The sequence below is a fragment of the Cupriavidus sp. 05N40 genome, assembly GCF_056397305.1.
Genome location: NZ_JBFTND010000020.1, coordinates 17,161 through 40,394, shown reverse-complemented (window position 1 = coordinate 40,394; position 23,234 = coordinate 17,161). Strand labels below are relative to the sequence as shown.

General features: G+C 68.9%; 18 protein-coding genes and 1 pseudogene. 3 read left to right on the top strand and 16 right to left on the bottom strand.

Annotation, left to right across the window (positions count from 1 at the left end; genetic code table 11):
* Positions 1–35: 35 nt before the first annotated feature.
* From AC1DO7_RS07225 to AC1DO7_RS07210, 4 genes are all read right to left on the bottom strand, one after another.
* The gene (locus AC1DO7_RS07225) at positions 36–1,181 is read right to left on the bottom strand and encodes a porin (protein WP_441643276.1); all 1,146 of its coding nucleotides are present in this window, start codon (positions 1,179–1,181) and stop codon (positions 36–38) included.
* 201 nt (positions 1,182–1,382) lie between these two features.
* Entirely contained in the window at positions 1,383–2,351 is a 969-nt protein-coding gene (locus tag AC1DO7_RS07220; protein ID WP_441614827.1) for a Bug family tripartite tricarboxylate transporter substrate binding protein, read from the bottom strand.
* A 493-nt stretch (positions 2,352–2,844) separates the two neighbouring features.
* Positions 2,845–3,366 carry a PaaI family thioesterase gene (locus AC1DO7_RS07215; RefSeq protein ID WP_441614825.1) on the bottom strand — a complete coding sequence of 174 codons (522 nt, stop codon included), beginning with the start codon at positions 3,364–3,366 and terminating at the stop codon, positions 2,845–2,847.
* A 38-nt stretch (positions 3,367–3,404) separates the two neighbouring features.
* The gene (locus AC1DO7_RS07210; RefSeq protein ID WP_477115939.1) at positions 3,405–4,568 is read right to left on the bottom strand and encodes a CaiB/BaiF CoA transferase family protein; all 1,164 of its coding nucleotides are present in this window, start codon (positions 4,566–4,568) and stop codon (positions 3,405–3,407) included.
* Positions 4,569–4,867: 299 nt separating this feature from the next.
* Here AC1DO7_RS07210 and AC1DO7_RS07205 point away from each other — a divergent pair, with 299 nt between their 5' ends.
* The gene (locus AC1DO7_RS07205) at positions 4,868–5,632 is read left to right on the top strand and encodes a hypothetical protein (RefSeq protein ID WP_441614823.1); all 765 of its coding nucleotides are present in this window, start codon (positions 4,868–4,870) and stop codon (positions 5,630–5,632) included.
* A 58-nt stretch (positions 5,633–5,690) separates the two neighbouring features.
* Here the strand turns inward: AC1DO7_RS07205 and AC1DO7_RS07200 are convergent, their stop codons facing one another.
* Both AC1DO7_RS07200 and AC1DO7_RS07195 read right to left on the bottom strand, forming a co-directional pair.
* Positions 5,691–7,112: an aldehyde dehydrogenase family protein gene (locus AC1DO7_RS07200; protein WP_477115938.1), complete on the bottom strand. Its 1,422-nt coding sequence runs from the start codon at positions 7,110–7,112 to the stop codon at positions 5,691–5,693.
* Positions 7,113–7,215: 103 nt separating this feature from the next.
* On the bottom strand, positions 7,216–8,145 hold the full coding sequence (locus tag AC1DO7_RS07195; protein ID WP_441614819.1) for a TauD/TfdA dioxygenase family protein: 930 nt from the start codon (positions 8,143–8,145) through the stop codon (positions 7,216–7,218).
* 305 nt (positions 8,146–8,450) lie between these two features.
* Here AC1DO7_RS07195 and AC1DO7_RS07190 point away from each other — a divergent pair, with 305 nt between their 5' ends.
* On the top strand, positions 8,451–9,185 hold the full coding sequence (locus tag AC1DO7_RS07190; protein WP_441614817.1) for a GntR family transcriptional regulator: 735 nt from the start codon (positions 8,451–8,453) through the stop codon (positions 9,183–9,185).
* 30 nt (positions 9,186–9,215) lie between these two features.
* On the opposite strand, the gene AC1DO7_RS07185 is transcribed toward AC1DO7_RS07190, so the two are convergent.
* From AC1DO7_RS07185 to AC1DO7_RS07140, 10 genes and pseudogenes are all read right to left on the bottom strand, one after another.
* Entirely contained in the window at positions 9,216–10,052 is an 837-nt protein-coding gene (locus AC1DO7_RS07185; protein ID WP_477115941.1) for a tripartite tricarboxylate transporter substrate-binding protein, read from the bottom strand.
* A 258-nt stretch (positions 10,053–10,310) separates the two neighbouring features.
* Positions 10,311–12,020 (bottom strand): annotated as a pseudogene (locus tag AC1DO7_RS07180) (long-chain fatty acid--CoA ligase); the annotation flags it as partial.
* A 92-nt stretch (positions 12,021–12,112) separates the two neighbouring features.
* Positions 12,113–13,345 carry an acyl-CoA dehydrogenase family protein gene (locus tag AC1DO7_RS07175; RefSeq protein WP_441614812.1) on the bottom strand — a complete coding sequence of 411 codons (1,233 nt, stop codon included), beginning with the start codon at positions 13,343–13,345 and terminating at the stop codon, positions 12,113–12,115.
* Positions 13,346–13,522: 177 nt separating this feature from the next.
* Positions 13,523–15,625 carry an acetate--CoA ligase family protein gene (locus AC1DO7_RS07170; protein WP_441649670.1) on the bottom strand — a complete coding sequence of 701 codons (2,103 nt, stop codon included), beginning with the start codon at positions 15,623–15,625 and terminating at the stop codon, positions 13,523–13,525.
* Between the two features lie 73 nt (positions 15,626–15,698).
* Positions 15,699–16,097 carry a Zn-ribbon domain-containing OB-fold protein gene (locus tag AC1DO7_RS07165; protein WP_441614809.1) on the bottom strand — a complete coding sequence of 133 codons (399 nt, stop codon included), beginning with the start codon at positions 16,095–16,097 and terminating at the stop codon, positions 15,699–15,701.
* A gap of 1 nt (position 16,098) precedes the next feature.
* Complete coding sequence (locus AC1DO7_RS07160; RefSeq protein WP_441614807.1) at positions 16,099–17,268, bottom strand: thiolase domain-containing protein; 1,170 nt, start codon at positions 17,266–17,268, stop codon at positions 16,099–16,101.
* A 66-nt stretch (positions 17,269–17,334) separates the two neighbouring features.
* Positions 17,335–18,249, bottom strand: coding sequence for an SDR family NAD(P)-dependent oxidoreductase (locus tag AC1DO7_RS07155; RefSeq protein WP_441614805.1), 915 nt, complete (start codon positions 18,247–18,249; stop codon positions 17,335–17,337).
* Between the two features lie 77 nt (positions 18,250–18,326).
* Positions 18,327–19,292: a Bug family tripartite tricarboxylate transporter substrate binding protein gene (locus tag AC1DO7_RS07150; RefSeq protein ID WP_477115937.1), complete on the bottom strand. Its 966-nt coding sequence runs from the start codon at positions 19,290–19,292 to the stop codon at positions 18,327–18,329.
* Between the two features lie 62 nt (positions 19,293–19,354).
* Positions 19,355–20,596, bottom strand: a complete 1,242-nt coding sequence (locus tag AC1DO7_RS07145) for a CaiB/BaiF CoA transferase family protein (protein WP_441614801.1) — start codon at positions 20,594–20,596, stop codon at positions 19,355–19,357.
* Positions 20,597–20,704: 108 nt separating this feature from the next.
* Entirely contained in the window at positions 20,705–21,871 is a 1,167-nt protein-coding gene (locus AC1DO7_RS07140; RefSeq protein WP_477115936.1) for an acyl-CoA dehydrogenase family protein, read from the bottom strand.
* Positions 21,872–22,153: 282 nt separating this feature from the next.
* Here AC1DO7_RS07140 and AC1DO7_RS07135 point away from each other — a divergent pair, with 282 nt between their 5' ends.
* Positions 22,154–23,221: a MaoC family dehydratase gene (locus tag AC1DO7_RS07135; RefSeq protein WP_441614797.1), complete on the top strand. Its 1,068-nt coding sequence runs from the start codon at positions 22,154–22,156 to the stop codon at positions 23,219–23,221.
* The last annotated feature ends 13 nt before the right edge of the window (positions 23,222–23,234 follow it).

Below are 23,234 nucleotides of genomic sequence, written 5' to 3'. Positions count from 1 at the left end.
GGCGAGCGCTCCGGTCAGGCGTTCAGGTCAGGCGCTCAGAAGATATGGCGCACGCCCATCGTGACGCCGACCATGCCTTTCTGCCCCGTCATCTGCGGATAGTTGAACGCGTAGGCCGTGGTCGCGCTGTCGAAGCTCAGGCCGCCATTGCGCGCATAGCCCGCCGACAGGTAGACGTCCGTGCGCTTGCTGAAGTTGTAGTCGGCGATAAAGCTGTACTGCTGCATATTGGGCGGATTGGTCGACGCCGAGGTCGCCGTGGCGCGCTGCGACTTGACGTCCGCATAGAAGTAGGCGAGCGACAAGCCAAGCGCCGGCGTGGCCTGGTAGTTGACGCCGGCCCAGTAGTAGTCGTCACGCAGGAGCGTGCCGCCACTGGCGAAGTCGGCCTTGTTCCAGCGGTAGCCGCCCGTGAACTTGAGCGGGCCGGTGGTGTAGCTGAGGGCGCCGGCGGCCTTGCGGACCGTGCCTGGCTGCCCGACGTTGACCGCGGGCCGCCATTCGTCGTAGGCAAGCGACGCGCCGAAGCCATTGCTCAGGTACATCAGCGAGCCGCCGAAGGCCGTGTTGTCGCTGAAGTGTCCCGGCGTCTCGCCGGCGCCGCCGTTGGCCAGGGCCGTGCTGGCATTGAGCACCGAGACGCCGGTGCCGAACGAGTAATGCGCCACGGCCTGGAGCCCGCCGAACTGGCCCGTGTACTTGACCATATTGCTTTCGCGGTAGTTCAGGCCCAGCCACCAGATACCGGGCTCATAGGTGGCCGCGAAGCGCAGCGGCGAGAAGTTGGCGAGGCCGTCGAAGAAGCTGGTGTACTGGCGGCCCAGCGTGATCTTGCCGTAGGTGTTGTTCTGCAGCCCGACGAAGGACTGGCGCGAGAACAGCGTGTTCGATTGCAGCGCGCCGGTATCGGGCTGGAAGCCGCTTTCGAGCACGAACAGCGCCTGGTTGCCGCCGCCGAGGTCTTCCACGCCGCGCAGGCCCCAGCGCGATGCGGACAGGCCGCCCACGCTCGGCTGCGCGAAGCGGCTGCCGCCGACCGTCGGGGTCGCGGGCGAGGCGGCCACCCGGTTGACGTACTCCACGGATGCGTCGATCACGCCGTAGAGGGTGACGCCCGACTGTGCAGATGCCGCGCCGCTCACTGCGCTCAATGCCGCCATGGCGACGAGTGTTCTTTTCATGCTGAGTCCTCTCCTTATCGTTGTATGCAGGGCACCGGGCACCTTCCTCCACTGCCGTGCCCGTGATGGCATTAGAGCGTGGGGCTCTTTTTCCGAACCCACCCAAAAAGGAGTGAATCGCGGTGATCGTGGTTTTATTCCCGCTGGAAATCGGCCAGGCGGTCAGTCCCTATTGACGCGCGGCCGCAGACGGGCGGCGGATCAGTCGGCCTTGACGCCGGTCGACCTGATGAGGCGCCCCATCACCGGTTCGAAGGTCTCGAAGTCGCGCTTGAATTCCTGCGCGGTGCTGCCCACCGGCTCCAGCGCGAGCGACTCGAAGCGTTCCTTCATCGGCGCGGAATTGACCGAGGCGCGTGCCTCGGCTTCCAGGCGGGCGAGCACCGGCGCGGGGGTGCCGGCGCGCGCCACCAGGCCGACCCAGCCCGGCGTGGTCAGCTCCTGGTCCTTCAGGCCGGCCTCGAGCAGGGTCGGCACGTTCGGCAGTTCCTTGACCCGGTGCTTGCCGACGATCGCCAGCGGGCGCAGCCGCCCGCTCTGGATCTGCGGGCCCAGCGTGCTGACCGAGCCGATGGCCCAGGCGACGTTGCCGCCGAGCATGTCCTGCACCATCGGCGCTTCGCCCTTGTAGGCGATGTGCGTCATGTCGAGTCCGCGCGACTGGTTCAGGTAGGTGCCCAGCAGATGCGGCATGCTCCCGACCCCGTACGAGCCGTAGCTGACCTTGCCCTTGTTCTGCGCGGCCCAGTCAAGGAACTCCTGCATGTTCTTCACCGGGACCTTGTTGTTGACCACCAGCACGATCTGGCCGATGCAGATCTCGGAGACGAAGGCGAGATCGCGGCGCACGTCGTAGGGCACGTGCGAGTAGAGGTACGGCGTGTTCATGAGCGGCGTGGAGTGCGTGACCAGCAGCGTGTAGCCGTCCGGCGCCGCGCGCGTCAGCGTCTGCACGGCCAGCATGCCGGCGGCGCCAGGCTTGTTGTCGACGATGATGGTCTGTCCCAGCCGCTTGCCCATGTCTTCGGCCAGCGTGCGGGCAATGACGTCGGTCGCGCCGCCGGGCGGCCCGGGCACGACGAAGGTGATGGTGCGCGTGGGGTAGGCTTGCGCGCCGCAGACGGCGCTCCAGGCAAGAAGGGCAGCGGCAAGCAGGGTTTTCTTACGCATCTGGCATGACCTCGCAATTGAGTTGGGCTGAGTGGATTCCGCCCGGATTCCGCCCGGGTTCCGGCCAGTGCGGGCGCGCTGGCCGGGCCCGGTCAGGAGGGCTTCCCGAGTGCGACGTTAGGGGATGCGGCGAGGGCTGTAACCCACCCGTGTCGGCGGGGCGGGATTCCACTATCCGGGTCAACCCGGCGGGCCGTGCGCGATGGCGCGCGACGGTGCGCGATGGTGCGCGACGGTGCGCGGTGCCGTGGAAACGCCGGCGCTTGGGAAAGGAAAAGGATCTCCGCCCGTCAGGCCGGAGATCGAAAACCTCGCCGGCATCGAGGCACCGGCAAAGTGGAGACAAGCTGAGAGGCCGCTGGGCGATGCGCCGCGGCGCGCTTCACGATCCCGGTGGGCGCAACACAAGCCTACGGAAGATCAGGCACGCACGCCCCCGCCAGAAGGGAGGGGGTGCCGGATCGCAACGGCGATTCCGCTGTGCCGCACCGGGTCAGGACGGAGCGCGGACCGGCGGCGGGATGCCTGCCGCCGGCTCGGGGCGGCTGTCGCTTCTGCCTAGGTAGAACACGCCCGCCGCGTGCAGAGCGGTGCGCTCCCCGACCATGACCCGGCAGTTCACATTGGCGACGCGCGCGCCTTGCTTGAGCAGGTCGACGTGCGCTTCGACCCAGTCGCCGGCATGGACCGGGCCGAGATAGTCCACGCTCAGGTGCAGCGTGCGCGCCGGCGGCGTGCCGAGCCGGCGCACCATGACGATGCCGAAGGCACTGTCGGCCAGCATGGCCAGGAAGCCGCCGTGCGCGATGTCCATGTTGTTGAGGTGCTCTGCGGCGATGCGCACGCCCACCACGGGCCGCTGTGCGTGCAGGTAGAAGCCGCCGCAAAGCCGCGCGAAGCCCCTGGCGCCGCCGACCGGCTCGAAGCCGGCTGGCACGTCGTGGTCCTGCGCGGGTGGCTGCGCCAACGTTGAGGGGCACTGCGCGATGGCGGCGGAAGATTGCGTCTGAGGCATGGTTTTGATTCTCCGGTCAGGACGGCTTGCGCCTGCGTTCAGGCATCCGGCAGGAAGCCGAGCCCCAGTTCCTGCAAGCGCGCCACGGCCGGTGCATCGAAGCCCCAGTCGCGCAGCGCGGCGGCGCCGTGCTCGCCACGCGCGGGGGCGGGGCGGTTGATTTCCGATGGCGTGCCGAGGAATCGCGGCGCGGGCCCCGGCTGCACCACGCCAGCCACTTCCACGAAGCTGCCGCGTGCGCGGTGTTGCGGATGGTCGGGGGCTTCGGAGAAGGCCAGCACCGGCGCCACGCAGGCGTCGCTGCCTTCGAACACCGCGCACCACGCGTCGCGCGTGCGGGTCAGGAAGACCGCCTCGAAATGCTGCCGCAGGAGCGGCCAGCCGCCGCGGTCGTGTTGCCCGGGCAGGCCCTTGTCGGCCAGCCCGAGCTTGTCCAGCAACTCGGCGTAGAAGCGCGACTCGACCGCGCCCACCGCCATGTAGTGGCCGTCGCTGGTGCGGTAGCTGTCGTACCAGGGGGTGCCGCCGTCGAGCAGGTTGCTGGCGCGTTGCTCGCGCCAGTTGCCCGAGGCCAGCAGGCCCCACACCACCGCGCCGAGCTGCGCCGCGCCTTCGATCATGGCGGCATCGACCACCTGGCCCGCGCCGCCGCGCTGCACATTGAGCAGGGCCGCCACCACGCCCAGCGCGAGCAGCATGCCGCCGCCGCCGTAGTCGCCCACCAGGTTCAGCGGCGGCACCGGTGCCTCGCCCGCGCGGCCGATGCCCGACAGCACACCCGACAGGGCGATGTAGTTCAGGTCGTGCCCGGCGCGGTCGGCGAGCGGCCCGGTCTGGCCCCAGCCGGTCATGCGGCCATAGACCAGGCGCGGGTTGCGCGCCAGCGCCACCTCCGGCCCGAGGCCCAGGCGCTCCATGGTGCCGGGGCGGAAGCCCTCGATCACCACGTCGGCGCGCTCGATCAGCGCCAGCGCGGCATTGCGCGCCTCGGGCTGCTTGAGGTCGAGCGTGACCGAGCGCCGGCCGCGCCCGGTCACGTCCACGCGCTTGCCGGTGGCCGACCTGGGACCGAGATCGGACGGCGCGACCGGGCGGTCGATGCGCAGCACGTCGGAGCCCATGTCGGCCAGCAGCATGGCCCCGAACRGGCCGGGCCCGATTGCCTCGAATTCCACTACGCGAATGCCGCTGAGTACACCCATTGCTGATCCTTGCGAACGGTGCGCAGGGCGCTACATGGCGTCCTGCCGGTATTGGTCGGGGCCGGACGAGGAAAGCGCCCGGCGTCTGCAGCAAAGTAGAACAAATCACGGGCGCGGGCGGACCTACCCGGGTCGGGTAGGCGGCCTGGCGGGCGCCATCCGGCTCCAGGCCATGCGCCGGGCCATCGCGGCCCCCACTCCATCGGGGTGGCTCCATTTTTGCCGCACTGCAACCAGAATGCTGTCGCAAGGGCAGCGATCCCGCCTGCTGCCGCCATCCGACCCACGAGGAGCATCCGGTGAATGCCAAGAGCAGCGTCCAGCGCGAAGACCATGACATGCGGCGCAGCCCCGCGCGGCTGCTGCCGGTGCTCGACGAACTCCGGCGGCAGGTGCGCGAGCGCAGCCGGCTCGCGCGCAAGCTGACGCTCAAGCGCGCAGGGGACGGTACGGAAGACCATGGCCGGCGCCTTGCCGACTTGTTCGATGGCTGGATCGAGCGTGGCGATCCCCGCACGAAGGTGATCTGCTTTGCCTCCGCGACGGAGTTCGGCATGGCCATGCAGCATCACGCTGAACGGTGCCGGGCCGCGGCGCAGGATGAAGGCTCCGAGGCGCTGCGCGCGCTGTTCTGGGCGGCCCTGCGGCGGATCCAGGCGCGGCGCGGCTATGTTCCTGAAATGGGTGCGCGCGCGCCGGTGCCGGCGCCTGCCAGTTCCGCCGCCGGTCCTGTCGCGGACAGGGCGGCGGACAGGGCGGCGGACACGACCGGAGACACCGCGGCGGCGCCGTCCTTGCAGGACCTCTGCCAGCGCTGCGAAAGCCTGCGGCACGATGTGATGTGCGCGGATGGCCATGCTTCGCTGCGCCCGCTCGGCGAGGTCCGCTGGCGCAGTTTCGGCGCGGGTGTGGTCTGCCAGACCCGGGAGCACCAGTGCCGTGCATGCCTCGCGCGCTGGACCCGGCGCTGGAGCGTCTCGGATCCGTTCACGGGCTGGACCATGACCGGGGGCGTCGCCCCGGCGACGCACGACCGAAGCCTCGGGGGCAAGGCGGGCGGCTAGCCGCCAGAGGCGCCGGGCGCGTCCGGCAGGCTGGCGCGGCGATCCGGCGCGGGCCGGTTCAGCCCGTCACCGACTTGCACTCGAGGAACTCGGCCAGGCCTTCGGCACCATACTCGCGGCCGTTGCCGGAGGTCTTGTAGCCGCCGAAGGGCACCGTGATGTCCAGCATGGCGCCGTTGATCCGCACCGAGCCGACCCGCAGGCGCGCGGCCACGCGGCGCGCGCGCTCGGGATTGCCGCTGGCGATATAGCCAGCCAGGCCGAACACGCTGTCGTTGGCGATCGCGATGGCGTCTTCCTCGCCGTCGTACGGGATCATGGCCAGCACGGGCCCGAAGATCTCCTCGCGCGCGATCRCCATATCGTTGCGCACGTCGGCGAAGATGGTCGGCCTGGCAAAGAAGCCGCGCTCCAGTCCTGGCGGGCGGCCTGGGCCGCCGGCCACCAGGCGTGCGCCTTCCTCGATGCCGATGCCGATCATGCGCTGGACCTTCTCGTACTGGCCGCGGTTGGAGATCGGGCCCATCTTCGTGGCCGGATCCGCCGGGTCGCCCACGGTCACCTCGCTGGCGGCGGCAGCGGCGATGGCGACGGCCTCTTCATAGCGCTCGCGCGGCACCAGCATGCGCGTGGGCGCCACGCAGGTCTGGCCGGAGTTGGCCATGCACTGCGCCACGCCGCTGCGCACGGCCGCTTGCAGATCGGCGTCGTCCAGGATCAGCAGGGCGGACTTGCCGCCCAGTTCCTGGGCCACGCGCTTGACCGTGGGCGCGGCGCTGACCGCCACTTCCACGCCGGCGCGCGTCGATCCGGTGATCGATACCATGTCCACGCCCGCATGGGAGGCGAGCGTGGCGCCCACGGTGCGGCCTTCGCCGAAGATCATGTTGAAGACGCCGGGCGGCGTGCCGGCCTCGTGCATGATCTCGGCGAAGATCATCGCATCGAGCGGCGCGATCTCGGACGGCTTGAGCACGACCGTGCAGCCCGCGGCAAGCGCGGGCGCCACCTTGGCGGCGATCTGGTTCAGCGGCCAGTTCCAGGGCGTGATCAGCGCCGCGACGCCGATGGCCTCGCGCCGCACATAGCTCTTGGCATGGCTGGTCTCGAACTCGAAATGGCGCAGCGTCTCCACCGCGGCCTGGAGCTGCGCCAGCCCGATCGGGGCCTGCAGGTTCTTGCACAGCGTGACGGGGGCGCCGATTTCGGCGCGCACGGCCTCGGCGATGTCGTCGAGGCGGGCGCGGTAGCGCTCGATCACGCGTTCGAGCAGGGTGATGCGGTCTTCGCGGCTGGATTCCGACCAGGCCGGGAACGCGGCCCGCGCCGCCGCGACAGCGGCGTCGGCATCCGCCGCGGTGCCCATCGCGAGCTTGCCGAGCGGCGCCTCGGTGGCGGGGTCGATGATGTCCGCCAGCGTGCTGCCGGCCGACGGCGCGACCCACTGGCCATTGATATAGAAAGTGTTCAGCATCTTCACAGGTGTTCTCCTGGTGTTCCGGGTGTTCCGGGTGTTCCGGGTGTGCGGGTGTGCGGGTGGGGCGCGGGGACCGGGGACCGGGGACCGGGGACCGGGGACCGGTTCAGAACGGGCGGTCGCCGACGACGGTGGCCCGCATCATCCGGCGCACCGCCGGGAAATAGTCCTGGACGGCGTAGTGGTGGGTGGCGCGGTTATCCCAGAAGGCGATGGTGTTCGGCTCCCACTTCAGGCGCACCTGGTACTCCGGCGCCGCGGCCTGGCGGTAGAGGTACTGCAGCAGGTCCAGCTCGCCGAGCCGGAAGTCCGAGCCGATGCGAAAGCCGATCAGCTGGCTGTAGTTGGCCAGGTGCGTCACGAACGCTTCGTTGACGTAGAGGATCTTCTCGCCGCTCTCCGGGTGCGTGCGCACCACCGGATGGGTGACCGGGGGGAACTGCTTGCGGATTTCGTCGCGCTTCTCGGGCGCGATGGCGGTGCTGAAGGTGGGCAGGATGTCATGCACGGCCTGCAGCTCTGCGATGCGCGCCTTCACGTCCTCGGGCAGGTTGGCGTAAGCCTGCGCCATATTGACCCAGATGGTGTCGCCGCCGACCTCGGGACACTCCACGCAGCGCAGGACAGAGCCCATCGCCGGGATCTCGCGCCAGGACACGTCGCTGTGATAGATGTTCTCGCGCCCGCGGTTCTCGCCGGACTTGTCGAACAGCACCAGTTCGGGGTGGTCGGGGTGCTGGCGGAACACCGGATGGATCTCCAGCTCGCCGAAGCGCCGGGCGAAGGCGACATGCTGGGCCGGCGTGACGTCCTGGTCGCGGAAGAACAGGACCTTGAACTGCACCAGCGCGCGGCGCAGGGCGAGGTAGGTGTCGTCGTCCAGCGGCTGGCGCAGGTCGATCCCGCCGATCTCCGCGCCGATGCTCGGCGTGGAGCGCTTGACGGTGAAGGGCCAGTTCCCTGCACCGGCCGCCCTGATGGCGTCGGCCTGGATGGCGGGTGCTTCGGGTGCGGTATCGGCAATAGCAGCGTGCATCTCGTGTCTCCTCTTTCTTGGGGCTGCCAGCAGCCACCACAGGCACAGGCTTTCCGGCAGTTGCAAACTGGCTGACGCGATCTTGCGTCAGCCGGATTCCTTGGCGAGTCGCTTCCGGGCGGAAGGCGGGTCAGTCGCGCCGGGCGCTCGGCCGAACACTTGCTGGCAGCGATACTGACATGACCTGTTATAACAGGTCAAGAGGGAAAATGGTGCCCTGTCATGATAGGTATAATGCGGAGAAGGCCGGAGACGGCGGCAACGCCGGCCGCGCCGAAGCGAACGAAACAGGAGGATTCCGCACCTTGACCTCGACTCCACCCCCGAGCCCGAGCCAGCCCAGATTCAGGCAAATCGAAGACGTGCTGCGCCAGCGCATCGTCGACAACGAGCTGGGGCCGGGCGCCAAGCTACCGTCCGAGGCGGAGCTGATGGCGGAGTTCGCCGTCAGCCGTATCACGGTCAGGCAGTCGCTGGCCGGCCTGCATGCCAGCGGCCTGATCGAGAAAGTCAACGGCAAGGGCAGTTTCGTCACCCGTCCGGCGCAGACCTCGGACCTGGGGCCGCTGACCGGCTTCTACGAATCCGCGCGGGCGCGCGGGCGGCTTGCCTACGGAAAGCTGGTGTCGGTGCGCAAGATCAAGGCGCCGGCGTTTGCGGCGCAGGCCCTGGGCCTGGACAGCGCGGACACGCTGCTCTGCGCCACCACGCTGCGGATGTGGGATGACGAGGCCATCGCCCTGTTCATGATCATGGGCGACGAAACGCTGATCCGTGCGTTGGTGAAGGAGGATCTCGAAACCAACGACGTGATGTCGATCTTCGAGAGCCGGCTGGGTTACCGTCTCACCGAGGTGGCTACCGAGAGCGCCGCGATCCCGGCGGCGGGCGATGTGGCGCGCCGGCTCGGGGTCCCCGAAGGGGCGCCGCTGCTGCGGCTGCGATGCACGCCGTACGACATCCGCGGCAATGCGCTTTGCTGCGCGGAATTGCTGTTCCGCGGCGACCGCTATGCCTACAAGGCCAGGGTCAGGCGCTAGCGATTGCCGCGGCGGCGGGTGCCGCATGGCTCATTCGAGCTTGATCTGGCACTCCTTGACGACCTGCGCCCACTGCGGCGCGTCGCGCGACATCATGGCCGCAAGCTCGACCGACGTGCTGCCCACGCCCAGCATGCCGATATCCGCCAGGCGCTTGCCCAGGTCCGCTCCCTGGACCTGCGCGGCGATTTCCCGCGACAGCTTCTGCACGACCGGGGCCGGCGTGCTCGCCGGCACGAACATCGCCATGAAGCCGTTCGGCTCGAAACCCGTGTAGCCGAGTTCGGCGAAGGTGGGCAGCTTGGGCAGGGGCTTGAACCGCTGGGTGCCGGTCAGCGCCAGGAAGCGCAGCTTTGGGCTGGCCAGTTGCGCGTTGGCGGTCGACTGGTCGACGAATGCAACGTCGATCTGGCCGGCCAGGAGGTCGGAGAGCATCGGCGCCGCGCCCTTGTACGGCACGTGGATCAGGTCGATGCCGGCACGCTTGTTGAGCAGCTCCGCGTGCAGGTGCGCGGACGTGCCGTTGCCATAGGAGCCGATCGTCAGCTTGCCCGGGCTCGCCTTGGCCAGCCTGACGAGATCGCCGACGGAGCTGACCGGCAGCTTCGACGAGACCGCCAGCAGGTCGGAGCCGATGGCCAGCAGCGAGACCGGGGCGAAGTCCCTGGCGAAGTTGACCTGTATCGCCGGCATCAGCGCCGGCAGCTGGATCATCGAGGTAAAGCCGAGATACATGGTGTAGCCATCGTGCGGGGCGGACAGCACCGACTGGGCGGCGATGATCCCTGATGCCCCCGGCCGGTTGTCGACCACGACAGGCTGCCCGAGCTTCCTGCCCAGGCCCGCGCCAAGCGCGCGCGCGAGCATGTCGGTGCCGCCACCGGCCGGACCGGGCACCACGATGCGAAGCGGCTTGTCCGGGAAGCCGGCCTGTGCCTGCGCAAGGGCCGGGGCGGCGCCCGCCGCCGGCAGGCAGGCGGCGGCAATGAGGAGGGCAGCGCGCAGCCAGGCCGCGCGGCGAATCGAATCCATGGAAGTCTCCGGTTTTCTTGTGTCCCTGCGTTCGTGTCCTGGCGCTTGCGCCGTGCGCTGGCCGGCTAGGCCCGCAGGTGGCAGCGGCGCGCCCTGCATCTCCTGGTCCTGCAGCTCGCGCCAGGCGATCTTGCCGGTGGCGGAGCGCGGCAGGCGGTCGACGAACTGGACGATGCGCGGGGCCTTGTAGGTCGCCATGTTTGTCCGGCACCAGGCGAGGATGTCCTCCATGCCGACGTCCCGCACCCCGGCCTTCAGCACGATGACCGCCTTCACGGTTTCGCCGCGATGCGCGTCGCGCGCCGCGATCACGCAGGCCTCCTGGATCGCCGGGTGGGTGTGCAGCATGGCTTCCACCTCGGCCGGCCAGACCTTGTAGCCGGAGGCGTTGACCATGCGCTTGAGCCGGTCGCGCATGACAAAATAGCCGGCTTCGTCGACGCTGCCGAGGTCGCCGGTGCGGAAGAATCGCTTGCCGTCGATGGCGATGAAGCTCTGGGCGTCGGCCTCGGGCTTGTGCCAGTAGCCCAGCATCACCTGCGCGCCATGCACCACGATCTCGCCGGTTTCCCCCATGGGCAGCTCGGCCAGCGTCGCGGGGTCGACGATACGGGCATCCACGCCATAGGTGCGCACGCCAAGGTGCCCGGAGCGCGGCGCGTGCAGCGGGTTGGCGAGCAGGAACGAGGCGGTCTCCGTCAGGCCGTAGCCCTCGACGAACTGCAGGCCATAGCGCTCCTTCATCAGCCGCGCCGTGCCCTCCGGCACCGCGGCGCCACCGCCCACCACCACCGCCAGGCTGCGCAGGTCATACGCGCCGAGATCGGGCTGGGCGAAGAACTCGACCAGCATCGGCGGCGGGGCCGCCCAGAAGGACACGCGATGGCGCTCGATCAGCCGGGCCGCCGTCTTGCTGTCCCAGCGCGCCAGCAGCACGATGGTGCCGCCGACGTAGACCGGCCCGTTGATGCCGTTCTGCAGCCCGAGCAGGTGGAACATCGGTGCCACCGCCAGGAAGCTTGATTCCGCGTGGGTGCGGCGCCATAGCTGCGAACCGGCCACGGAGGTCATCACCGTGCGGTTGGTGTGCATGCAGGCCTTGGGCGCGCCGGTGGTGCCGGACGTGTAGGGCAGCATGCACAGGTCGTCCGGGCCGCTCAGGTGTGGCGTGGGCAGGTGGCCGGGGGCAAGCGCGTCCGCCCAGCGCACGGCGCCGCCGAAGGGCGGGGCCTCGGGGCTGCGTGCGCGTAGCCAGTCGGGGATGGCCAGGCCCGCGTCGTCGCCGCACAGCGCATCGCCGTAGGCGTGGACAATCACATGCCTGAGCGAGGTGGTGCCGGCCAGCGGCGCCAGTTGCCCCGCCAGTTCGTGCGCGGCGAACGCCGCCACCGCGCCGCTGTCGGTGACGATGTGCCGCAGTTCGTCCTCCAGCAGCATGGCGTTGACCGGGACCACCACCGCGTCGGCGCGCAGGATGGCGAAATAGGCGGCGATGAGCTGCGGGCAGTTCTGGCTGAACAGCAGCACGCGGTCGCCGCGCTGGATGCGGCAGTTGTGCTGCAGGTAGCCCGCCATGTGCTCGGCCTCGCGCAGCAGGGCGGCGTAGCTCACGCTGGCGCCGTAGAACTGGATGGCCGCCTTGTGCGGAAATCGCTTTGCCGCGATTTCCAGGTTCTGGAACAGGCTGGTGTGCGGTACGTGCAGGCAATCGGGCACGCCATCGCGCGCCAATGCCTTGTCGATGCAGAGCGGGTCGGACGGGCGTTCGGTCACGTCGCGGCTTGCGGGGCGGTCGGTTGCCATCGCTTTGTCTCCTGGAGGGGGTTTCCCTCGTTGTTCCTTGTGTGTTCCTTGTGTGTCCTTGTGTTCCGGGCGTTTGCCCGTGGCGGCGGGCCTCAGAAGGCCATGTCGCCTTCGAGCAGGCGGCGCGCGATGGTGCGGCGCTGGATCTCGGAAGTGCCGTCCGGGATGCGCATGGTGCGCGCGAAGCGGTAGCCTTCTTCGAGGCGCAGTTCGTTGGTCAGGCCCATGCCGCCATGGACCTGGATCGCGCGGTCCATCACGCGGCCCACCATCTCGGTGGACGAGGCCTTGATGATCGAGACTTCCTTGGTGGCGGGCAGGCCCTCGTCCACCAGCCAGGCGCAGTGGCGGATCATTGACTTTGAAGCGTAGATGTCCATGGCGCATTCGGCCAGCATGAACTGGACTGCCTGGTAGTCGGCGATCGGCTGGCCGAAGGTCTTGCGCACCTGTGAATAGGCCACCGCCTGCTCCAGTGCCCACTGGGCGAGGCCCAGGCAGGACGCCGCCATGCTCAGGCGGCCGGCATTCACGCCGTCGAGCGCCACGGACAGGCCGCGGTCGACCGGGCCGAGCCGGTGGCTGTCCGGGACGCGCACGTTGTCCAGCGCGACGATGCCGATGTCCGCGCCGAGGTGCCCCATGGTCGGGATCACGCTGGGCACCGAGAAGCCGGGCGTATCGGTGGGCAGGAAGAAGCCGGTGATGCCGCCGCGGTGGGCGCGCGCCTTTTCCTCGTCGGTGACGGCGAAGACCATGGCGTAGTCGGCATAGGGCGCGTTGGTGATCCACTGCTTGGTGCCGTTGAGGATCCAGCCGTCGCCGTCGCGCACGGCGCGGGTGCGCATGCCGAACACATCGGAGCCGGCGTCCGGCTCGCTCAGGCCGAAGCACATGGTCTTGTCGCCGCTGGCGAGCGCTTCGCGGTACTGGTCCAGGACGGCGGGGTCGAGATGCCTGAGCACCGGCGACAGGCCGTTGGTGAACGGCGAGGGCAGCACCACGGTCTGCACCAGGTGGCGCCCCGGCCCGCAGTGCGCGTTGAGGCGCTCCTGGATATACGCCGCCGCCTGCGCTCCCAGGCCGCCGCCGCCGAGCGATTCGGCGCTCAGCGCGGTATAGAAGCCCAGTTCCGCCGAACGCATCCGCACCTGGCGGCGCAGGGCGAGGATCTCCTGGCAATAGCGGCCGTCTTGCTGGTAGATGGTGCGCTCGCTGGCAAGCAGCGCGCGATGTTCATGTTCGAGCGCCGCTACCTCGCGGTCGATGAACTTGATCAGGGCGTCGCCGAACTCGACCCATTCTCCGGGTATGTGGAAATTCATCTGGTTGTCTCCGTGCGTCGTTGTCTTGGTTGCCGCGCAATGCCTGCGCGGCCTGGTGCAATGCGGTGTCCGCCCGGCACAATCACTGACCGATGCAGACATGCTAATTAATTCGCCGTCAACCGACACCCGCCTGAGACGGGTGGGCGGGCGGCGCCTGGCGCCTTGGCGCGCACATCAGGCGGAGGTTTCAATATCGATCACGGCGTCGGCGGCGAACGCGCCTTGTCCTTGCGGCATGGCGAACACCGGGTTGAGGTCGACCGCCTGCAGCCGCGGGCCGGCGGCCACCGCGAACGCGGACAGCCTGGACAGCGTGCGTGCCAGCGCGGCAATGTCGGCGGGCGGTGTGCCGCGCGCACCCGTCAGCAGCGGCGCCCCGCGAATCGAGCGGATCAGCGCCTGCGCCACGTCTTCGCCGAACGGGCAGCGGTGGAATACCACGTCTTTCAGGACTTCGACGAACACGCCGCCCAGGCCGAACATGGCGATCGGGCCAAAGACGGGGTCGCGCTTGATCCCCATGATGCACTCCACGCCGCCACTGACCTGGCTGGCGACCAGCACGCCCTCGATGCGCGCGTGCGGCGCCGCCTGGCGGGCACGGGCCAGCAAGGTGGCATGGCCGGCGCGCACCGCGTCTTCGTCGCGCACGTTGAGCAGGACGCCACCGATCTCCGACTTGTGCAGGATGTCCGGCGACAGGATCTTCATCACCACGGGAAAGCCGATCTCGCGCGCAGCCAGGACGGCGCCTTCGGCAAGCTCGCAGGCGCGCTCCGGCACGCTGGCGATGCCGGCCGTGGCAAGCAAGGCCTTGGCCTGCGCTTCGGTGGGCGTAGCCGCCGGCAGTGCCACCGGGGCGATGACGGGCGCGGGTGCCGGTGCAGGCGCCGCGAACGCACGGCCGAACCTGCCCATCGCGGCGATCGCCACCACCGCGCGGGTCGGGTCCTCGAAGACGGTGAAGCCGGCTTCCTCGTAGCCGCGCAGGACCTCGTGCGGCCCCAGCAGCACCAGCACATAGAGCCGGTCCGGATGGCGCGCGCGCACCTGCGCGAGCTGCTCCATCAGCCGCGGCGCCACTGCCGGCGTGCTGCCGGCATAGGTAAAGAAGCCCAGTACCGACCGGTAGCCGCCGTCGCCCACCATCGACTCCGTGAACGGCTCGATCAGCGACAGGTCGTTGACGAACTGGGCGGTGGTGTCGACCGGGTTGCGCGGCGAGCAGATCGGCAGCAGGCTGAGCAGCCTGGCCTGCGCCTCGGGCGGCATCTCCGGCATGGGCAGCCCGTGGTCTTCGGCGGCATCGGAGATGATCACGCCGGCGCCGCCGCTTACCGTGATCACGCCCAGTGTGTTGTGTTCCGGGTAGATGCCGCGCGTGGCCAGCCGCACGATGTCGAGCATTTCCTCGGTGGTGCGCGCGCGCACCACGCCCAGCTCCGCCAGCACGGCGTCGACGATGGCATCGTCGCCGGCGATGGAGGCGGTATGCGAGCGCGCCGCCGCGCTGCCAACCTCGCTGCGGCCGACCTTCATCATCACCACCGGCTTGCGGGCAGCGCGCGCGGCCTGCAGCGCCGCGACCAGGCCGTCGCCGTCCCGGATGCCCTCGGAGTAGAGCGCGATCACCCTGGTGTGCGGGTCGTCGACCAGCAGCCGGACCGCGTCGCCCAGCGTCAGGTCGGCTTCGTTGCCGGTCATGACGATGGTGGACAGGCCGATGTCCGCGGCCTGCGCCGCGCACACCAGGTGGCCGCCGTAGGCGCCCGACTGGCTGGCGATGCCCACGCCGCCGCGCCGCATGGTGCCCAGCGTGAGGCTGGAGGCGAAGCTGCCGACAAAGCCGCTGTGGACATTGATCAGTCCCAGCGCGTTGGGCCCGAGCAGACGCATGCCGGTGCGGCGCGCGGCGGCCACCAGCTCCGCTTCCATGACGATGCCCTGGCCGCCGGTTTCGGCAAAGCCTGCGCTGAAGAGGATGGCCGCGCCGACGCCGCGCTCGCCCAGCGCCCTGACCGTGTCCAGCACCTGGCTGGCGGGCACCGCCACGATGGCGACATCCGGCACTTCCGGCAGCTCGGCGATCGAGGCATAGGCCGGCAGGCCCTGTACTTCGCGCCGGTTCGGGTTGACGGGCAGGATGCGCCCGGCGAATTCCAGCTTGCGCATGGCCGCGATCGGCCTGCCGCCGATGCGCGCGGGATCGTCAGATGCGCCGATGATGGCGACGGAGCGCGGATTGAGCAGGCGGAGCAGGGAAGCAGTCGAGTTCATGGATCGGTGTGGTGTCTGGTCGTCGTTGTCGGGGAAGGCAGCATGGGGTCCGGCCGACGGGCCGGTCCGCTGCTCAGGCTGGCGCGAAGGCCGGCACCGGCGCGCCGTCTTCGCTCGGTGCGAATCTGACCTGGACTGCCTGGCCGATGTGCACCGTGTCGAGGTCGCAATCGATGATGTTGGTCATCATCGAGACGCCTTCCTCCAGCGTCACGTAGGCGATGCAGAAGGGCGTGGGGCCGGCGCGGCGGGTGACGCTGAACGCATAGATGGTGCCGCGGCCCGAAGCCTGCTTCCATTGCGTGTCGCCCATGCAGAACGGGCACAGCGTGCGCGGATACCAGTGCGGCTTGCCGCAGGACTTGCAGTGCCGCACCAGCAGGCGGTGCGCGCGCGCGGCCTGCCAAAACTCTGCGTTGTCCGGCAGTTCGGCCGGCGCCTTGAACAGGGCGTGGGTGTAGGGGGTCGTCATCTTATTGCTCTCGTTCCAGGATCAGGGTGGCGCTGCCGTGGCGCGAGCCGAGGTAGCCGCCGGTGCCCTGGGCCAGCGCCAGGCTGCAGTTCTTCACCTGCACGGCGGGATGCGCTTCGCCGCGCAGCTGCCTGACCGCTTCGATTACCTTGGTGATGCCGCCGCGGTTGGCCGGGTGGTTATTGCACAGGCCGCCGCCGTCGGTATTGAAGGGCAGCTTGCCCACGCCGGAGATCAGGTTGCCGTCGGCCACGAACCTGCCGCCTGCGCCCTTCTCGCAGAAGCCCAGGTCTTCGAGTTGCATCAGCACGGTGATGGTGAAGCTGTCGTAGATCGAGGCGTACTGGATGTCCGCCGGGGTTACGCCAGCTTCGGCAAAGGCGATCGGTCCCGAGACGGCTGCGGCCGACCAGCTCAGGTCCACCTCGCCGCCGAGCTGCCCCTTGAGCGCCTCGCCGGCGCCACGGATCTTCACGGCCGGGCGCTTGAGGGTGGCGGCGATCTCGGGGCGCGCCACGATCAGCGCGCCGCCGCCGTCACTCACCACGCAGCAGTCCAGTTTGCGCAGCGGGTCCGAGATCAGCGGCGAGGCCAGCACGTCCTCGACGCTCACCAGTTCGCGCAGCATGGCGTTCGGGTTGTGCTGCGCGTGGTGTGACGCGGCTACCTTGATCCATGCCAGTTGCTCGCTGGTGGTGCCGTACTGGTGCATATGCCGCATGGCCACCATCGCGTACAGGTTCACCGTCAGCGGGTTGAAGTGTGCCTCGAAGGGCAGGTCGGGCGCATCCTTGCCCCAGTTGCGCGCCTGCGTGCCGCTCGAGCCTTCCGAGCGCGGGCGCCCGGCCAGGGTGATCAGCGCGACATTGCACTTGCCGGCCGCGATGGCCTGGGCCGCGTGGGAGACGTGAGCCAGGTAGGCCGAGCCACCGGTATCGGTGGAGTCCACGTGCCGTACCTTGAGGCCAAGGTAGTCGGCCATGTTGACCATGCCTAGGCCGGGCGCGTCGCCGGCGCAGAAGTAGCCGTCGACGTCGCGCAGCGACAGCCCCGCGTCGGCGAGCGCGCCGCGCGCGCATTCGGCGTGGAGTTGCGCCACGGTCTTGTCCGGGGCCTTGCGGGTCGGGTGCTCGTACGCGCCGACGATGTATGCCTTGCCGTTGATGCTCATGCTATTGGTCTCGATGCGTCAGGCCTGGGTGGCCGGTGCCGTTGCATTGGTGGGTCAGATCCGGCCTCAGATCGGATCCCAGTTGATGACATCGGGCGAGCGCTCCAGCTTGAAGAAACTGTTGCGCATGGCCGGCATGGCGATCTCGCCGATGGCTTCGGGTGTCCAGCCTTCGCCCATGTGCACCGAGCGCGTGGGACGGGACTGGCTCATCAGCATCAGTTCGTTGGCGCGCACGGCAAAGACTTGGCCGCTGACCTCGCGCCCGGCATCGCTGGCGAGGAATACCGCCATCGGCGCGATCTTGCCGGGCTCCATGCGCTGCAGCCTGGCCACGCGGGCCTTCTCATCGGGCGTTTCCGCCGGAATGGAGTTGGTCATGCGGCTCCAGGCGAACGGCGCGATGCAGTTGGAGCGCACATTGAAGCGCGCCATGTCCAGCGCGATCGACTTGGACAGCGCGACGATGCCGAGCTTGGCCGCAGCGTAGTTGGCCTGGCCGAGGTTGCCGATCAGCCCCGAGGTGGAGGTCATGTGCACGTAGGCGCCGCTCTCCTGGTCCTTGAAGTGGTTGGCGGCGGCACGGCTGATAAAGAACGTGCCGTGCAGGTGCACGTCGATGACCGAGCGCCATTCTTCCTCGTTCATCTTGAAGAACATGCGGTCGCGCAGGTTGCCGGCGTTGTTGACGACGGCATCGATGCGGCCGAAATGGTCCAGCGCGCACTGGACCACGGCATGGGCGCCTTGCCAGGTGGATACGCTGTCGGTGTTGGCCACGGCCTCGCCGCCGGCGGCGCGGATCTCTTCGGCAACGCGCTGCGCGGGGCCGGCATCGCCGCCGTCGCCGGACATCGTCACGCCCAGGTCGTTCACCACCACCCGGGCCCCCGCCGCGGCCATCGCCAGCGCGACGCCGCGCCCGATCCCGCCGCCCGCGCCGGTCACCAGCGCCACCTTGCCTTGCATCAATCCGCTCATTGTTTCGCTCCTCTGATTTGATCGTCCGAATACCCGCGCCGGTCGCGGCGGGGCAGCTTGTCCTGCGTCCTGCGGCCCTACTGGGGCTGGATGCCGGCTGTCTTCACCACGCCGCGCCACAGCGCCAGGTCCTTGACGATGCGCTCGCTCAGCGCGGCAGGTCCCGCGATCAGCGGCTCGTAGCCGGCTTGCCGCAGGCTGGTCTGGAAGGCCGCGTCCCGGGCCAGCGCCAGGTGCGCCTTGACCAGCGCGTCGACGACATCCGCGGGCAGCTTCGGTGGCCCGATCACGGCAAACCAGCCGCTCATCCGGTAGTCCTTGATGCCCGCCTCAGCCATCGTCGGGACGTCGGGGAGGGCCGGGCTGCGCTGTGCCGAGGTCACGGCCAGCRGGCGCACGTTGCCGCCGCGGATCTGGCTGATGGCGGTGCCGGTGGCGTCGAACATGTAGTCGATCTTGCCGCCGATCAGGTCGGTCATCGCCTGTGCGTTGCCCTTGTAGGGAACGTGGAGCATCGGCGTGCCGCTCATCTGCGCCAGCAGTTCGGCGCACAGGTGGTTCGAGGCGCCGATGCCGGCGGAGCCATAGGTGACGCCGCCCGCGTGCGTGGCGGCGTAGCGGGTCAGGTCCGTCAGGTTCCTGACGGGAGATGCCTTGCTGACCAGCAATACGTTGGCGTAGTCGCTGACCAGCCCGACCGGCGTGAATCCCTTGACGGGGTCGTAGCCGGCCGACTTCTGCACCACCGGCACCATCGTCATCATCGGGCTGGTGACGAAGTCGAGCGTATAGCCGTCGGGCTCGGCACGCGCCGTCATGTTCGCCGCGATGGCGCCGGCGGCGCCGGCGCGGTTGTCCACCACCACGGGCTGCCCCAGCAGCTGGCCGAGCCGGCTGGCGTARGCGCGGGCGGCGACGTCGGTGGGGCCGCCGGCGGCAAAGCCGACCAGCAGACGGATCGGGCGCGACGGGTAGCGCTCGGCCCAGCACGCGGCGGAGGTGGCGGCCAGCAGCGCGCCGGCGATCAGGTATCGGAACTTCATCTTGTCTCCATCTCTGTTTCGTTTTCGATTTCGTGTTTGCGTGGGTTTGCTGCAGGGCTGCGCTAGCCGATCGCGCCGGCATCGCGCAGCCGCTCGATCTCCGGCAGCGCATAGCCGGCCCCGAGCAGGATGTCTTGCGTGTGTTCCCCCAGCAGCGGGGCGCGGCGCCGCACCGCGCCCGGCGTGGCGCTCAGCTTGATCGGCACGCCGGCGATGCTGACCGGGCTGGCGGAGCCTGGCTGCTCGACCTCGACCAGCATTTCGCGGACCCGGTAGTGCGGGTCTTCGAACACCTCGGCCGAGGTGTAGACCGGCCCGAACGGCACGCGCCCGCCCAGGCACTGCGCCAGTTCTTCCTTGCTGCGCAGCGAGGTGAAGGCCTCGATGGCCTCGATGACCAGCCCGGCGTGCTTCACGCGCGCCGCGTTGGTGGCGAAGGCTTCGTCGGTGACCAGTTCAGGCCGGCCGATCGCCAGCGCGAGCTTTTCCCAGAAGGCGTCGTGCGCGCAGGCGATCGATACCCAGCCGTCGCGGGCGCGGAACAGGCCGAACGGGCAAAGCAGCGGGTGGCGGTTGCCTTCGGGGGCGGGCACGGCGCCGGTGTAGGAGGTCTGGTAGACGATGCGCTCGCACAGGGCCAGCACGCAGTCGGTCATGGCCACATCCACGAACTGGCCCTGGCCGCTCTCGCGCGCCCGGTGCACGGCGGCGAGGATGCCGATGCAGAGCATCAGCGCCGGCACGGTGTCGCCCACGCCGGGGCCGATCTTGGTTGGCGTGTCGCGGTCCGGCCCGGTGATGCCCATCATGCCGCCCATGGCCTGCGAGACCACGTCGTAGGCGGGCCAGTGGGCGTAGGGGCTGGCCCCGCTGCGGGGGTCGCCGAAGCCGCGCACGGTGCCGTAGACCAGGCGGGGGTTGGTCTCGCGCAGGATCTCGTAGGACAGGCCGAGCCGCTCCATCACGCCGGAGCGGAAGTTCTCCACCACGATGTCCGCGCTGTCGATCAGCCGGTGGACGACCGCCCGGCCCCCGGCTGTCTTCAGGTCGACCGCGATCGAGCTCTTGTTGCGGTTGACGCTCTGGAAGTAGCCGCCGAAATCGCGCAGCGTGTCGTCGTCCCGGAACGGGCCGGTGATGCGCGTGCCGTCGCCTCCCATGGCTTCGACCTTGATCACCTCCGCGCCATGGTCGGCGAGGATCTGCGTGCAGAACGGTCCTGCCAGCATCTGGGTCAGGTCGATCACGCGAAGGCCCGAAAGGGCGCCCGGGCCGTGGCCGGGCCGCTGTGCGGGGTTTTCCATGCTGTGTTCCGGTGATTTCCAACTTGTTTGGCCGCGCGCCGGGCTGCCGGCGTCGCAGGCATGGCCAGGCGCTCGCGCCGGCCACCAGTGCGGGGATGCCTGCGCGGGCTATGCCGCCATCTTTCCAAGCAGCGCATCGGAGATGATGCGCATCTGGATCTCGGACGTGCCCTCGAAGATCTTGGTCAGGCGGGCATCGCGCCAGTAGCGTTCCGCGGCGAAATGCGTGGTGTATCCGGCGCCTCCGTGGATCTGCAGGCCTTCGCTGGTGACGCGCTCCGACATCTCGCTGGCGAAGAGCTTCACCATGGCGGCCTCGGTGTCGCAGCGCATGCCCTCATCGATCTTTTCGCAGACCGAGTAGAGCAGGGCGCGCGAGGCTTCGATCTGCGTGGCCATATCGGCCAGCTTGAAGCGGATCGCCTGGAAATGCCCGATGGGCGAGCCGAACTGCGCGCGGTCGCGGGCGTATTGCAGCGCATCGTCCAGGCTGCCCTGGGCCAGGCCGATCGAGCGCGCGGCGGTGTGGGCGCGGGCGGTTTCCAGCCCGGCGGTGGTGAGGTAGAAGGCCTTGCCTTGCTCGCCCACCATCTTCGAGGCGGGCACGCGGCAGCCGTCGAAGGCCAGTTCCCACGTGGTCCAGCCGTGGTAGCCGATCTTGGGGATCACGCTGCCCTTGACGCCCTCCGGCAGTTGCCCGCGCGGCTTCTCCACCATGAAGGCGCTCAGTCCGCGGTGGCGGGCCCTGGCGTCGATCACGGGGTCGGTGCGGCAGACCACGAGGATGAAATCGGCCTCGTCGGCGAAGGTGCACCAGTACTTGCTGCCGGTGATGAGCCAATCGTCGCCATCACGCACGGCGCGGCAGGAAATGTTGGCCACGTCGGAGCCGGCATTGGGCTCGGACAGCGAGAAGGCGCCCAGGAACTCGCCGCGCGCCATGCGCGGCAGATACTCCGCCTTCTTCTCGGGCGGCAGGCCCTTCAGGGCACCGATCAGGCCGTTGCCGCGGGCGATCAGGCTGCCCACGCTCATCCATCCCCGCGAGAGCTGCTCAGCCACCAGGCAGTACTCGTAGGCGCCGAGGCCCAGGCCGCCGTATTCCTCCGGGATCAGGATGCCGAAGTAGCCCAGTYCGGCCATCTCGTCGATCAGTTCGCGCGGGATCTGCCCTTTGTCGGGGTCCAGCTTGTTGGCGACAGGCAGCACGCGCTCCATCGTGAATTGATGTGCGGCTTCCTTGATCATGCGCCGCTCTTCAGTCAGTCGTTGCACCTTGCGCTCCTTCGGTAAGTTCGTTTCGCCGTGGTCGATGGCGTTTATGTGCGTACATAGTAGCTGAGAAACCATGGCGGCTGGCAAGCCGAAAGAACACCACCCACCCATCCCGGGTGGGTCGGCGGCTTAATTTCGAGGAAGTATGGCGATAATTTCGCCTCGCCCCCGCGGCCGGACATGCCTCGCCCGAGGTTGACAACACGTTTGTTATGGGCGACTATGTACGTACAAAGATTTTTGTGTGCAACGGAAGCGACGGATTGCGACGTGGAGAGAACAATGGGAAAAGGCAGGGCGGGAAATTACTTCGAGGACTTCCGGCTGGGCATGACGATGCGGCACGCCACGCCGCGCACACTGACGGACGGCGAGCGCAGCCTCTATGTCGGGCTGACCGGGAGCCGCGCCGCGCTATACACCGCGCAGACCAATGCCAGGCTGGCGGGACTGGAGCGCCTTCCGCTGGAAGACCTGCTGGTCTTCAATACGGCATTCGGCAAGACCGTGCCGGATATCTCCCTGAATGCGGTGGCGAACCTCGGCTACGCGGATGTCCGCTTTCTCTCTCATGTCTATGCGGGCGACACGCTGTTCGTGGAAAGCGAGGTCATCGGCCTGAAAGAGAACTCGAACCGCAAGAGCGGGGTGGTCTATGTGCGTTCCTCGGCGAGGAACCAGGCCGGCAAGGAAGTCCTGAGCTGGATCCGCTGGGTCATGGTGCACAAGCGTGACCCGGCCGCGCCGTGCGGCGAACCGGTGATCCCGCAACTGGATGCCGTGGTGGCGCCGTCGCGCCTGGCGCGGCCCGGCTACTGCGCGGGCGCCCGCGATATCTGCATGGCCACCGGCGTACAGGACCTGTGGGAAGACTATGAAGCCGGCGAACGGATCGACCACGGCGGTGCCATGACGATCAACGACAGCGACCACAGCATTGCCACGCGCCTCTACCAGAATACGGCCAAGGCCCATTTCGATGGCTTCTCCATGGCGGCCAGGCCGGGCGGGCAGCGCCTGGTCTATGGCGGGCACATCATCTCTATCTGCAAGGCGTTGTCTTACGATGGTCTTGAGAACGCCTTGTCCATCCTGGCCGTCAACGGCGGCAGCCACGTCAATCCCAGCCATGCCGGCGACACCATCGCCTGCGCCACCGTGGTGCTGGACAAGCTGGACCTGTGCAGCCCCCATGTAGGCGGGCTGCGGCTGCGCACGATCGGCGCAAAGAACATCCGCAGTGCCGCCGACATCAGCTTCCCCGCCCCGGACGGGGGCAAGACCGAATACCCCTCGAACGTGGTGCTCGACCTCGACTACACCATCGCCATCCCGCGCAAGGCGCGCTAAAGAACACAGCTAC